We start from the raw sequence: 12,460 nt of genomic DNA on the forward strand, positions 1-12,460 counted from the left end.
GTCGTGACACGGGATCGTCGCGCGGCCGGAGACGCTCGAGACGAATCTAACGCAGGACCGACAGACCGCCACCGGAGGGGGACGCTTTCTCCGTCGAGGCGGGTTTTGCTTCTTGCCCTCCCCGAGGCGGGGAGGAGAGAACGAGACCATGCAGGAACTCTTCGAAGCAATCCGGGAAGAATGTTCGGCCGCCACCTGGTCGAGGGGCGTGGAGCTCGCCCGATCGGGGAGCGTGCTGGGGGAAAGAGCCTCCCCCAAGCAGGTCACGTGCCGCGTGTCCTCCGCCAACGAGCCGGTGAGCCGCACCGTGGTCCTGGACATCGAGGGGACGGAGTGGTCCTGCGACTGCACGGGGCGCGACGCCGTCTGCGTCCACGTGGCCGCCGCGGCGATCGCCCTGCGGCAGGCCCGGAAGGCGGGCGCGAGCCTGCCGGTCGCCAAGATCGAGGCGGCCACCGTGGGCTACCGCTTCCAGCGCTCTTCCGCCGGCCTGGTGCTCGACCGCGTCCTCGTCCGAGGCGGGCGCGAGGAGCCGCTCCAGACCACGCTCTCCGCCCTCACCTCCGGGCGCATCGCCGGTCCGCCGCTGATGCCGACCGCCGCGGACCTCGAGGTGGACGTGGCGCTGGGCAGCAAGCGCCACGGCTGGTTCTCGCGGGAGGTGCTCGGTCCCGTCTTCGACAAGCTCGACGACGCCGCCGACGTGCGCCTCGACAGCGAGACGATTCGGCTCTCGCGGGAGCGCGCGGGCGTTCGCGGAAAGGTGGAGGATCAGGCCGACGGCTTCCGGCTCTCGATCGAGCAGGATCCCGCCATCGTCGAGATCTTCGCCAACGGGGTCGCCCGCTGCGGCGACACCTTGAAGGTGGTGGCGGATCCGCCGCTCACCGGGCGGGAGCTCGACGACCTGCGCAGGGGCCTCTCCTTCGGACCCGATCGGATCCACGAGCTCGTCTCCGAGGTTCTCCCGTCGCTGCGCAAGAGGATCCCGGTTGACGTCCGGACGCGGAAGCTCCCGGAGGTGGTGCGCCTCCGTCCGCGTCTCCAGCTCCAGACGGAGCAGGAGGGCGACGCGCTCTCCATCCTGCCCTCGATCGTCTATGGCGAGCCCGTGTGCGCGAGGGTCGCCGGCGATCGTCTGATCTCGGTGGGGAGGGCCCGCTGCCGCTGCGCGACTCGGCAGCGGAGGAGCGCCTCGCTCGGATCCTGCAGCAGGGGCTCTCCCTCTCCGCCGGCAAGCGCGTCGTGTTTCGCGGAGATGAGGCGGTGGCCTTCGCCCGCAGGATGGGCGCCTTCGACGCCGAGGTGAGCGGCCCCGGCGCGGCGGCCTTCGCCCTCGCGCCGCCCCTCGAGGCGCTGTTCACCGTTGGTGATGGAAACTTTGACATTTCCTTCCGCGCGGGCGGAGACGAAGGGAGCTCGGCGAACCCGGCGGCGGTCCTGCGGGCCTGGCGCCAGGGTGAATCCCTCGTGCCCCTGCTGGGTGGCGGCGTAGCGCCCCTGCCAGCGGGCTGGCTTGAGCGCTTCGGCCGGCGCGTCGCGGATCTCCTCGCGGCGCGAGGCGAGCGCGACGAGCTCCCCGCTTCCGCGCTCCCCGACCTGGGGCGGCTCTGCGAGGAGCTCGATCTCCCGCCGCCGCCCGCCCTCGCGAAGCTGCGGCCCCTCCTCGAGGAGTTCGACGGCCTCCCCGAGCCCGTGCTCCCCGGCGACCTTCGCGCCAGCCTGCGCATCTATCAGCACCAGGGCGTCGCCTGGCTCTCGTTCCTGCGACAGGCGGGTCTCGGCGCGCTCCTCGCCGATGACATGGGCCTCGGAAAGACGCTGCAGGCGAGCTGCGTGCTGGAGCCCGGCAGCCTCGTGGTGGCGCCCACCAGCGTGCTCCACAACTGGAAGGCCGAGCTCGCCCGCTTCCGCCCCGGGCTGCGCGTGGGCGTCTACCACGGCCCCCAGCGCCGCCTCGATCCGAAGGACGACGTGGTGCTCACTACCTACGCGATCCTGCGGCTCGACACGGATGCCCTCGTGGCGAAGCGGTGGCGCACCGTGGTGCTCGACGAGGCGCAGGCGATCAAGAACCCCGACAGCCAGCTCGCCGTGGCCGCCTGCAAGCTCCAGGCGGACTTCCGGATCTGCCTCTCGGGTACGCCGGTCGAGAACCGCCTCGAGGAGCTCTGGAGCCAGCTCCACTTCCTCAACCCCGGCTTCCTCGGCGGCCGGAAGGACTTCCAGGATCGCTACGCCAAGGCGATCGCCGACGGGCAGCCCGGCGCCGCGGCGCACCTGCGCGGACGGATCAAGCCCTTCGTCCTTCGGCGCCTCAAGCGGGAGGTGGCGCCGGAGCTGCCGCCCCGCACGGAAGTGGTGCTTCATTGCACGCTCAGTGAAGAGGAGCGGAAGGTCTACGACGCCGTTCGCGCCGCCGCGATGAGCGATGTGGTGGAGCGGCTCTCGGCTGGCGGGAACGTCCTCGCCGCGCTCGAGGCGCTGCTGCGGCTGCGCCAGGCCGCCTGCCATTCGGCGCTCGTGCCCGGGCAGCAGGCGGAGGGCTCGTCCAAGCTGGAGCTCCTCGCCGAGCAGCTCGAGCAGGCCGTCGCCGACGGCCACAAGGCGCTGGTCTTCTCCCAGTGGACCTCGCTCCTCGACAAGGTCGAGCCGCGCTTGCGGCAGGCCGGGATCCGTTTCAACCGCCTGGACGGCGCCACCGCCGATCGCAGCGCGGTGGTCTCGGAGTTCCAGGCCGAGGACGGTCCGCCGGTGATGCTGCTATCGCTCAAGGCGGGTGGAACGGGACTCAACCTCACCGCGGCAGATCACGTCTTCCTCCTCGACCCGTGGTGGAACCCCGCCGCCGAGGATCAGGCCGCCGACCGCGCCCACCGCATCGGCCAAGAGCGGCCGGTCTTCGTCCACCGCCTCGTGGCGGAGGACACGGTGGAGGAGCGGATCCTCGCGCTGCAGGAGCGCAAGCGGGCCCTGGCGGAGGCGGCCCTCGGCGGCGGCACGACCGCCGGCGGGATCACGAGGGATGAGCTCCTCGAGCTCCTCGCGTAGCGCACGGTGGAGGTCCGCGCGCCGCGAATGCGTCCGTGCATTCGAGCGCGCGGGTCCGTCGAGTCTCAGAGCCTGCGGCGCTCACCCGTGCGGCGGTAGCGGAGCACGTCGCGGACGATCTCGCCGTGGTCGAAGACGAGCTCCGGGAGCGAGTCGGGATCGAAGGCCCGGGCCTCGGCGGCGTCGTCGCCCCCCTTCGGCTCCCCTGATGCGCGGGCGAGGAAGACCGTGGAGATCGTGTGCTTCCGGGGATCGCGGGCGGGATCGCTGTAGGTGAAGAACTGCTCGAGGAGCTCCACCTCGAGGCCGGTCTCCTCCAGGGCTTCCCGGCGGGCCGCGAGATCGAGGCGTTCGCCTTCGTCGACGAAGCCACCCGGCAGGGCCCACCCGTGGGGAGGGTTCTTGCGGCGGACGAGCACGATCCGGCCGTCCTCGAGCTCGATGAAGCAATCGACGGTGGGCAGGGGATTCCGATACGCGCTCATCCGGGCGACGTTGGCACGGCGGGATCGGTGGAGCAAGCGCCGGAGCCCGGCGGGATCGGTCGGCATGGGACCCTGCGCGATGTCCAATCGCATCGAGGCCATGGCAGCTGGATGCTGCCGCTTCGACGGGCCATCGCTAGCTTGGACGGGTGCGCCTCCCGCTCGCCGTTTGCCTGCTTTCGCTGCTCCTCTCCACGGCGTGCAACTACGCGATCGAGTCCGGCAACTACGTCTTCGAGCGCCGGGAGCTGATCCAGCAGTTCTGCGACTTCGAGCCCCCGATCCCCGACGTCTTCACGGGGAAGCTGACCAAGAGGGGCCGTACCGTCACCATCGAGCTCGACGACCCCGCCTTCCGGGCGAAGATGGACCAGCGCTTCTTGGTCGGCGTCTTTCCCCAGGATCCGGATCGGGATCACTTCCTGGTCTCTTCGTCGTTCGAGGTGACCGCGGAGGTGAACGGCCTCTCTTGCCTGGTGTTCACCCATATCGACATCGAAGGGAACCTACTGAACGATCGCACGTTTTCGGGAACGTTCCTCTTCACCTACGACCGCCAGGTCGAAGCCCCTCTGGAGTGCCCGGCTTCCTGCGTCTCGAGCTTCACCTACATCGCCTTCAAGTAGAGGTGGCCCGGTTGCCCGCACGGCCCGGAAGGACATAGGGTCGACGCATTTCCCGAAAGGCGGTGGGCATGGCGAAGACCCAGGGTTCGGAAACGTCGTTCGACTCGGTGCTCCAGGAGGAGCGGGTCTTTCCGCCGCCGAAGAGCTTCTCGGAGAGCGCCTGGATCGGCGATCTCGACATCTGGCGGCGCCTCTCCGACGAGGCCCGGTCCGATCGCGGCGCGTTCTTCGGCAAGCTCGCGCAGGAATTGCTCGTGTGGAGGCGGCCCTTCACCAAGGCACTGGAGGGCAAGCTCCCCGACGCGCGCTGGTTCGTCGACGGCGAGCTGAACGCCACCGAGACCTGCATCGATCGGCACCTGTCCACGTGGCGGCGGAACAAGGCCGCGATCATCTGGGAGGGGGAGCCCGGCGACGAGAGGGTCCTCACCTATAACGAGCTCGCTCGCGAGGTGGGCCGGTTCGCCAACGGCCTCCGCAGCCTGGGGGTCGAGAAGGGCGACCGCGTCTGCCTCTACCTGCCGATGATCCCCGAGGCGGCGATCGCCATGCTCGCCTGCGCGCGCATCGGGGCGACCCACACGGTGGTCTTCGCCGGCTTCTCCGCCGAGGCCCTGCGCGATCGCATCAACGACACGGGCGCCAAGGTGGTGGTCACGGCGGACGGCTTCTTCCGGAAGGGAAACGTCGTCAAGCTGAAGAGCGCCGTGGACGAGGCCCTGAAGGGTGCGCCGTGCGTGCGCAAGGTCGTCGTGGCCCGGCGCGCGAACGCGACGGTCTCCATGAGCGAGGGGCGGGACCTCTTCTGGCAGGATCTCGTGGCGGAACAGCCCGACGTCTGCAAGGCGGAGCCCGTCTGGTCGGAGCACCCGCTCTTCGTGCTCTACACCTCGGGCTCCACCGGAAAGCCCAAGGGCGTGGTCCACGGCACGGCCGGCTTCCTCCTCGGCGCGGCGCTGACCTCCCGGTGGGTCTTCGATCTCAAGGACGAGGACACCTGGTGGTGCACCGCCGACGTCGGCTGGGTCACGGGCCACACCTACGCGGTCTACGGCCCCCTCGCCCTCGGGGCCACCGTGGTGATGTACGAGGGCGCGCCCCTCTCGCCGGCGCCCGACCGCTTCTGGAGGATCATCGAGAAGCACCACGTGACCGCCTTCTACACAGCGCCCACCGCGATCCGGACCTTCCTGCGGCTGGGCACTTCGTGGCCCGAGAAGCACGACCTCTCCTCGCTCCGGCTCCTGGGCTCCGTGGGTGAGCCGATCAACCCCGAAGCCTGGATGTGGTACCGCGAGGTGATCGGGAAGAACCGCTGCCCGGTCGTCGACACCTGGTGGCAGACCGAGACGGGGGCCGCGATGATCGCCCCGCTCCCCGGCGCCACGCCCACGAAGCCCGGCTCCGCCACGCTGCCGCTCCCGGGGATCTCCGCCCGGATCGTCGATGAGGGCGGCAAAGACGTGCCGGCGGGGAAGGGCGGCTACCTCGTGATCGACGAGCCTTGGCCCTGGATGTCCCGGACCCTCTACGGCGACCGCGAGCGCTTCCTGAAGAGCTACTTCTCCCAGTATCCAGGCTGGTACACCACGGGTGATGGAGCTCGGCAGGACGAGGACGGCTACTTCTGGATCATGGGCCGCGTCGACGACGTCATCAACGTCGCCGGCCATCGCCTCGGCACCATGGAGATCGAGAGCGCGCTCGTGGCCGCCGACGACGTCGCCGAGGCCGCAGTGGTCGGGACGCCCGATCCGGTCAAGGGGACGGCGATCGTCGCCTTCGTCACGCTGCGGCAAGGCGTGGCCCCCTCGCCGGTGGTGGCCGACTCCCTCCGAGCCCACGTCAGCCGCGAGATCGGCGCCATCGCCAGACCGGACCAGATCCGCTTCGCCGACGCGCTCCCGAAGACCCGCTCCGGCAAGATCATGCGCCGCTTCCTGCGCGACCTCGCCGCCGGACGGGAGGCGCAGGGAGACATGAGCACCCTCGAAGACATCGGCGTGCTCGCGTCGCTCCACGAGGGCGACGAGGAGTAGCGGGCTCCCGTTGCCTCAGGACGACCGGCGGGCGGCCCCGAAGAGGACGCCCTGGTCGGGCTCCAGGCCCAGGACCTTGCGGACCGGCGCGAACGAGCGCCGGTGCACGGGCGAGACTCCGAGCTTCTCGAGAGCCCGCACGTGCTCGGCCACCGGATAGCCCTTGTGCTTCGCGAAGCCGTAGCCGGGGAACGTGCGGTCGAGCACCACCATCCGAGCGTCTCGATCCGTCTTGGCGAGGATGGAGGCCGCGGCGATCGAGAGGCTCTTCGCATCTCCCTTCACGATCGCCTCCTGCCGCATGGGAAGCTCGGGGATCCGACGCGCGTCGACGAGCAGGGCCTCGGGTACCGCGCCGAGCGCCCGAACCGCGCGGAACATCGCCAGGAGCCCGGCGCGGTAGATGTTGATCCGGTCGATCTCCTCCGGCTCCACCGCGCCGATCCCCCAGGCGACGGCGCGCTTCCGAATCTCGTCCGCAAGACGCTCGCGCGTCGAGGCGTCGAGCTTCTTGGAGTCGTCCACGCCCGGGATCCGGCAGCCTTCGGGCAGGATCACCGCCGCCGCCACCACCGGGCCGGCGAGGGGGCTCATCCCGGCCTCGTCCACGCCGGCGACCCGCTGGAACCCTTCGGACCAGAGCGCGCGCTCGTAGCGCAGCATCGTGCGGAGCCGCTGGCCCTCTGCGCGGGCCTCGGTGCGGCGCCTCTCGATCGACTGGAGGATCGATCGCGCCCCCGCTCGGGGATCGCTCCTGAGCTCCTCCTCCGCCGCTGCGGTCAGGGGGAGGCCTTCGTCCAGGTATCGGCGCTTGAGCTCTGCGAGAGGACGGCGATGGCTTGGCATGGCGACGATTCGCGCCACGGAGCGGAGCCGGGCGCACGGCGCCGCATTCTACATCACAGGCCGTCCAGGTTCAGCCTCGGCCTTACTCTTGCCCGGCAATCTGCGTCGGAACCTCCAGTGGATAGCCCTGTGATCTCCTCCCCACTGCGCCGTATCCCCAGCAGTAGACCCTTCCCTCGTAGTCGAGGCCACAGCCGCCTTCGGATCCCAAGCCGATATCGACGAACCGGAGCTGTCCTGAAAGCAGGATTGGAGTCGCCTCGTAGCAGAGGAAGATATCGTTCCCACGGGGGCACGCTTCTTTGCCGAGCTGCGAGAAGGCATTGGAGCCCCAGCACCAAGCCCGACCATCTTCAGCCAACCCGCAGGAGAATCCGAGCGATGAGGGCGAAACGGCCGTTCTAATGCGGGTGAATACGTGTCCCCCTTCGATCGGCACTGGAACGGAGGAAGTCCCGTTCGAGCCAGTTCCAAGCTGCCCGGTGAGGTTCGAGCCCCAGCAGTATCCCTCTCCCTCACGGGTCAGCGCGCAGGCGTGTCCCAACGAGCCGACATATCCGCCCGTCGAGGCGGAGATCTCGACGAACGTGTTTCCACCTTCTACTTCGGCGAGCGCGCTCGAGCTCGGCGGCGGACCTTCCTCCACCGGGTCACGGAGCTCCCTTCCCCAACAGTAGGTCCGCTCGTCCAGTGCAATGCCGCAAGTCGTTCCACCCACTCGTGTAGGCGAGGTCGAAGGCTGGTGGAAGAGCAAATCGGTCTCGACCGGAGTTGGAATCAGTACGACCTCGGGAGACTTGATTCCGAGCTGTCCGCGCAGGTTAAATCCCCAACAGAACGCTCTGCTGACGGGGTCCAACGCACAGGTGTAGCCATATCCTGCGGAAACCGAAATAAACCGAAAGCCGAGCGATACAGCGTCGAGCGGTAGGTCGGTGGTTCCATTTCCCAGCTGGCCCCAATCGTTGTCGCCGGTGCAAATGGTCTCCCCGGATGTCGTGATTCCGCATGCATGTGAGTCACTGAAGCTCAGCGATTCGAAGCGATAGAGGTCCAGAAACGGCACGGCGGTTTGGGGTTGAGGCTCTTGACCTTCTCGAGTGGGTAGAGGGGCCCGCCAATAGTACGCGCGTCCGTCAACCGTGAGACCACCTGCGGTATTTCCTCCGACGAACAGCTTCGCCAATCGAGGGATTACCACACGAACTTGCGCGTGAGTTTCCAAGGGACCAACCGTGGCCGAGATGGTCGTCGTCCCCGCCTTCTTGCCCACGACGGTCCCGTCGTCCAAGACGGCGGCGATCTCCGGATCGCTCGAACTGAAAGCAGGCTCGCCTACCTCCATCGGGTCTCCGTTCTCGTCTCGCATGGTCGCTCGAAGCCGATCGTGATACCCGAGGTCCACGATCAGGGGATTTGGCGTCAGTTCGAGCGAGGTCGAATGGCCGGAGATTCGAATGCGAACTGAAGCCTCGAGCGCTTCGACGCGAGCGTACACCGTCACCACTCCTGCTTGGCGTCCCGCTACCGATCCTGTCGGTGAGAGAGTGATGAGCTCCGGTGGTTTGGCCTCCCATGTCACCGAGGGGTCCACGATCGGAGCGCCCCACGCGTCGTTCACTCGAGCGACGAGCTGGGCCTCTTCTCCGATGAAGAGCTCGCCTGGAGCTCCCTCGATGCGAATGGATGCCGCGGGAGGCGAGGTCACCTCGATTTGTACCGAGCTACTGACTCCATCCGAGGTGGCCGTTACGTTGGCCCGGCCGATCGCCTTCGCCGTAACGAGTCCGTCTCTCGAAACCGTAGCAACCTCGGGTGTATCCGAAGTCCACTCGACCTTGCGATCCTCGAGGACGGTTCCGTGTTCGCTCAGAACCGTGGCGTGTAGACGTTTGCCTTGATGTACGAGAAGGGCGAGGGAATCTGGCTCGATCTCGATGCGAGCCACCCTCTCGCCGTCGTCAATCGGAAGGACCACGATCTGGCTCGTACCCTCGATGCCATCGGCGCGGACAGAAACGACGACCTCGCCAGGCGAGATCGCTTCGACGAGGCCCTCCGCCGAGACCGTCGCGGTTGCGGTCGAGCTCGACGACCAATCGAAGCGCTCGACCGCAACCTGCTTGCCTGCATCCGACCAAGCGGTCGCGTGAAGCTCAGCTGTCTCTCCGGGGTGAAGGCGAATGGACTCAGGCTCAACTCTGATCGATGCGGCGACTTCGGGTTCAACTTCGACCGGAGGGTTGACGGGAGGCGGTGTTCCGCACGCCCAGCAAAGCGCGTGGGTTCCCATCATCAGCAGTCTGGCGAGCGTGGCGATACGCGGTGCCATCGTTATCTCTCCTCCCGTAGCCCCGTTTGCGGATCACGTGGTCGTGGTTCGAGAAGAACCGCGGCCATGGTCGTTACCGTAGAGCAACTTTGCAGTGATGGATCCTCGCTTTCGAGGCGGGATGCAAGGGATCGGAATGATCGTCATAGGTCTCGAGATAGGCGAAGCTATCCTGGTCGATATCGTACGAATATACCCCGTTGCCTCTGTTCACCTCGTCGACCGAGGCGACGAGATAGGTAAGCCCCGTCACAAGATCGGTGAGATAGATGGGGTCGATTCCATCTTCGGCGGGGCACGAGTCCCCGCTATAGAGCACGAATCTGCCGGTCGCGTTGAGCCTCGGCTTGTGGTGTGAAAGACAGGGGCCCGAGACGAGCTCTTCCGACGTTGGGTCGAGGACCGACCGATAGGCGATAAGCGATTCGCCGATGCTGGTGATCTTCTCGTAAGCGACGAGGTCGCTGCCTACGTTGGGGGTCTGGAATCTCTCTCCGTCCTCCGGGCTGCCAAAATCGCCGTTCAGCCCGAGTAGAGACCGAAAGCCAATCGTGCCGTCGAGTTCGTACGCAACCAATCCGCTACGAATGCTCGGATTTGTTCCAACAGAAAAGTCGGTGAGGGTTGAATTGCTGAACCGGTACAGTTTCACTTTGGCGTTCGCCGACCAGACTGCGTTGCCCGAATGAAAGGAGGGAGCGGAGAGTTCAGTAGTTGGCGAATATTCTGCCAAAACAATCTCGCTTTGATTCGCAACGCTCATGGAAATGACTTTGTATGGGTAGGCCTGCGAATCGGTCTTCACGGTGTAGATCAGCCTCCATGCGTGAAGAGCGAACCCCAGTGAACCCCCTGGCACTCCGACGAAGGTCGGGTCGCGATCATGAGGCCCGACCGACGTTCGCTCGTCGGCGAACCGATTGAACGCGAGATTGTTGATGGGGACGCCGTTGTCGTCGACGACCTGCGCCACAGCCACTCCGCCCCATTTTCCGCGGGTGGATTCCCATTCGGTACTCAGATCCTGCTCCACACAGCCCGTGACAGGAAGCGGCGGCGTAGCGTGAGCTCCCGCCGCGACGAAGCAGACAGCCAGCACGACCAGCTTCATGATACAAGTTTTCATTGAATCCCCCGTGTGTGAAGGCCGTCGCCAGCCGCCCCCTACTTCGTTCCGGGCTGGCGTGGGCATTCACATCGAACCCTAGCTGTCGCTCCAGGTCTTGTCAAACTCGTCGATTCTATATGTAGGGAGCGCTGGAAATGTCCGGGTCAATGGGGGTTGTAGGTGTTCAGCCTTCATCACGGCAGTGCCGGAGAATAGCGAGCGCGCGTGAAAGCACGGCGCAGCCTTCAGCACGCCTCCAATGAGCGGATGCGCTCCTCACACTGCTCCACGAGCTCCTCGATGGGACGCTGGTCGTGAGCTACTGGATTACGCTGATCGGTCGTTTCTCGGAGCTCGATCGGGAGAGTCCAGCCGGCGAACGAGCGCCTGGGCCAGGTTGGATCGGGCCAAACCAAACGGACATCTACGAGGGCACTCAATCGGACTGGTACGAATGTCCCTGACCTTCGTCGAGCCGCTGCGGTTCCGGAGCCAGCTTCATGCCATGGTCAGGCGACGAGCAGGCCGTCCCACATATGGCTCTCGCGCTCCAGCACCTGCGGGCCGTCAGCCGGGCGGAGATAGGAGATCATCCTCGCCTTGACCCGGCGCAGATCCTCCCAGCTCGGCTGATCGTAGGTGGACGAGAGCCCGTGGAAGAAGCTGCGGGCCTTGAGCTGGACCATCCGCTGGACCTCGGCCTTGCTGGCGTTGGGCGCGGTGAACCGCATGCCCTTGCGGACCTGGGCCTCGCCATGCTGCGCGAACCAGGTGACGAGCGCGTCACGCACTTCGAGAACGGATGGAGCGTTGCACGCGGCGCGGCGCGCAAGCGATTCGACGATCACGGTGTTCCCCCCGGAAAAACCTTGGAGGGCTAACTACCACACCGACCCACACGTTCAAGCGAGATCATAGGGAGCGACCCGGACGGGGTTCAGCGCTCGACCTTTTGGCCCGCGCCGGGGCCGAGACGCTCCTTCATCCAGTTGATCAGGCCGCCGTTTCGCAGGATGTCGACCTGTCTCGGCGAGAGGGAGTGGGTCACGAAGAAGGAGCGGCCGTCCGCACGGGCCTGGAGGTGCTTGCCGCTCTCGAGGCCGTCGAGGTCGATCGAGAGGGTGTCGCCCTTGGAGACCGCCTCGTAGTCGCCCGGATCGACGAAGGTGAGGGGCGCGATGCCGAAGTTCACCAGGTTCTGCGAGTGGATGCGGGCGAAGCTCTTGGCGATCACCGCGCGGAGGCCGAGGTAGCGCGGCGCCAGCGCGGCGTGCTCGCGGCTCGAGCCCTGGCCGTAGTTGCTTCCGCCGATCACGACGTGGCCGCCGTCGTCCCGCACCTTCATTGCGCGAGCCGCGTAGGTGGGATCGACCTGGTCGAAGGCGAACTCGCTGATCTTGGGGATGTTGCTCCGATAGGGGAGGACGGGGGTGCCGGCAGGGAGGATCTCGTCGGTGGTGAGGTCGTCCCCCACCTTGAGGAGCACCGGCACCGAGAGGTCGCGACAGCCGGGGTTCGCCGACGAGCCGATGTAGGCCTGGTAGATCGGCCGGCCCGCAACCTCGCTCACCGGGACCACGTCGCCGTGGCTCGAGGGGAGCGCGGTCAGCGCCCGCGCGTCGAGGCGTCGAGCTTCTTGGAGTCGTCCACGCCCGGGATCCGGCAGCCCTCGGGCAGGATCACCGCCGCCGCCACCACCGGGCCTGCGAGCGGGCTCATCCCGGCCTCGTCCACGCCGGCGACCCTCTGGATCCCCTCGGACCAGAGCGCGCGCTCGTAGCGCAGCATCGTGCGGAGCCGCTGGCCCTCTGCGCGGGCCTCTGCGCGGCGCCTCTCGATCGACTGGAGGATCGTCCGCGCCCCCGCCCGCGGATCGCACCTGAGCTCCTCCTCCGCCGCTGCGGTCAGGGGGAGGCCTTCGTCCAGGTAGCGGCGCTTGAGGTCTGCGAGAGGACGGCGATGGCTTGGCATGG

Annotated in this window: 11 protein-coding genes; 4 read left to right on the top strand and 7 right to left on the bottom strand. The window is 67.2% G+C overall.

The genetic code is table 11. The features are described from left to right. Positions 1-148: 148 nt before the first annotated feature. Positions 149-1,309, top strand: coding sequence for a hypothetical protein (locus AKJ08_RS20715; RefSeq protein WP_338062176.1), 1,161 nt, complete (start codon positions 149-151; stop codon positions 1,307-1,309). Further along, positions 1,246-3,051: a DEAD/DEAH box helicase gene (locus AKJ08_RS20720; RefSeq protein WP_338062177.1), complete on the top strand. Its 1,806-nt coding sequence runs from the start codon at positions 1,246-1,248 to the stop codon at positions 3,049-3,051. The genes AKJ08_RS20715 and AKJ08_RS20720 overlap by 64 nt, the downstream gene beginning before the upstream one ends. A 65-nt stretch (positions 3,052-3,116) precedes the next feature. On the opposite strand, the gene AKJ08_RS02155 is transcribed toward AKJ08_RS20720, so the two are convergent. Continuing rightward, on the bottom strand, positions 3,117-3,536 hold the full coding sequence (locus tag AKJ08_RS02155) for an NUDIX domain-containing protein (protein ID WP_050727398.1): 420 nt from the start codon (positions 3,534-3,536) through the stop codon (positions 3,117-3,119). Between the two features lie 149 nt (positions 3,537-3,685). Between AKJ08_RS02155 and AKJ08_RS02160 the strand changes: the two genes are divergently transcribed. Together AKJ08_RS02160 and acs are read left to right on the top strand one after the other, a co-directional pair. Next, positions 3,686-4,162, top strand: a complete 477-nt coding sequence (locus tag AKJ08_RS02160) for a hypothetical protein (protein WP_050724558.1) — start codon at positions 3,686-3,688, stop codon at positions 4,160-4,162. A gap of 68 nt (positions 4,163-4,230) precedes the next feature. Continuing rightward, the gene (gene acs, locus AKJ08_RS02165; RefSeq protein WP_050724559.1) at positions 4,231-6,201 is read left to right on the top strand and encodes an acetate--CoA ligase; all 1,971 of its coding nucleotides are present in this window, start codon (positions 4,231-4,233) and stop codon (positions 6,199-6,201) included. Positions 6,202-6,216: 15 nt separating this feature from the next. On the opposite strand, the gene AKJ08_RS02170 is transcribed toward acs, so the two are convergent. From AKJ08_RS02170 to AKJ08_RS02195, 6 genes are all read right to left on the bottom strand, one after another. After that, a complete protein-coding gene (locus AKJ08_RS02170) occupies positions 6,217-7,047 on the bottom strand; it encodes a ribonuclease HII (protein ID WP_050727399.1) in 831 nt (276 codons plus the stop codon). Positions 7,048-7,129: 82 nt separating this feature from the next. Further along, positions 7,130-9,379, bottom strand: coding sequence for an Ig-like domain-containing protein (locus AKJ08_RS18290; protein ID WP_082342570.1), 2,250 nt, complete (start codon positions 9,377-9,379; stop codon positions 7,130-7,132). 73 nt (positions 9,380-9,452) lie between these two features. After that, a complete protein-coding gene (locus AKJ08_RS19020; RefSeq protein ID WP_157370414.1) occupies positions 9,453-10,490 on the bottom strand; it encodes a hypothetical protein in 1,038 nt (345 codons plus the stop codon). A 506-nt stretch (positions 10,491-10,996) separates the two neighbouring features. Then, positions 10,997-11,278 carry a hypothetical protein gene (locus tag AKJ08_RS02185; protein ID WP_157370415.1) on the bottom strand — a complete coding sequence of 94 codons (282 nt, stop codon included), beginning with the start codon at positions 11,276-11,278 and terminating at the stop codon, positions 10,997-10,999. Positions 11,279-11,424: 146 nt separating this feature from the next. Continuing rightward, positions 11,425-12,057, bottom strand: a complete 633-nt coding sequence (locus tag AKJ08_RS02190; protein ID WP_205624757.1) for a hypothetical protein — start codon at positions 12,055-12,057, stop codon at positions 11,425-11,427. A 35-nt stretch (positions 12,058-12,092) separates the two neighbouring features. Then, positions 12,093-12,458, bottom strand: coding sequence for a ribonuclease H family protein (locus tag AKJ08_RS02195; RefSeq protein WP_050724564.1), 366 nt, complete (start codon positions 12,456-12,458; stop codon positions 12,093-12,095). Positions 12,459-12,460 lie beyond the last annotated feature (2 nt).

It is taken from the genome of Vulgatibacter incomptus (assembly GCF_001263175.1).
GTDB lineage: Bacteria > Myxococcota > Myxococcia > Myxococcales > Vulgatibacteraceae > Vulgatibacter > Vulgatibacter incomptus.

Coding starts and splice junctions, on each gene's coding strand:
- AKJ08_RS18290 (WP_082342570.1), bottom strand. CDS start 9,379: ATGGCACCGCGTATCGCCACGCTCGCCAGACTGCTGATGATGGGAACC.
- AKJ08_RS20715 (WP_338062176.1), top strand. CDS start 149: ATGCAGGAACTCTTCGAAGCAATCCGGGAAGAATGTTCGGCCGCCACC.
- AKJ08_RS19020 (WP_157370414.1), bottom strand. CDS start 10,490: ATGAAGCTGGTCGTGCTGGCTGTCTGCTTCGTCGCGGCGGGAGCTCAC.
- AKJ08_RS02170 (WP_050727399.1), bottom strand. CDS start 7,047: ATGCCAAGCCATCGCCGTCCTCTCGCAGAGCTCAAGCGCCGATACCTG.
- acs (WP_050724559.1), top strand. CDS start 4,231: ATGGCGAAGACCCAGGGTTCGGAAACGTCGTTCGACTCGGTGCTCCAG.
- AKJ08_RS02155 (WP_050727398.1), bottom strand. CDS start 3,536: ATGAGCGCGTATCGGAATCCCCTGCCCACCGTCGATTGCTTCATCGAG.
- AKJ08_RS02195 (WP_050724564.1), bottom strand. CDS start 12,458: ATGCCAAGCCATCGCCGTCCTCTCGCAGACCTCAAGCGCCGCTACCTG.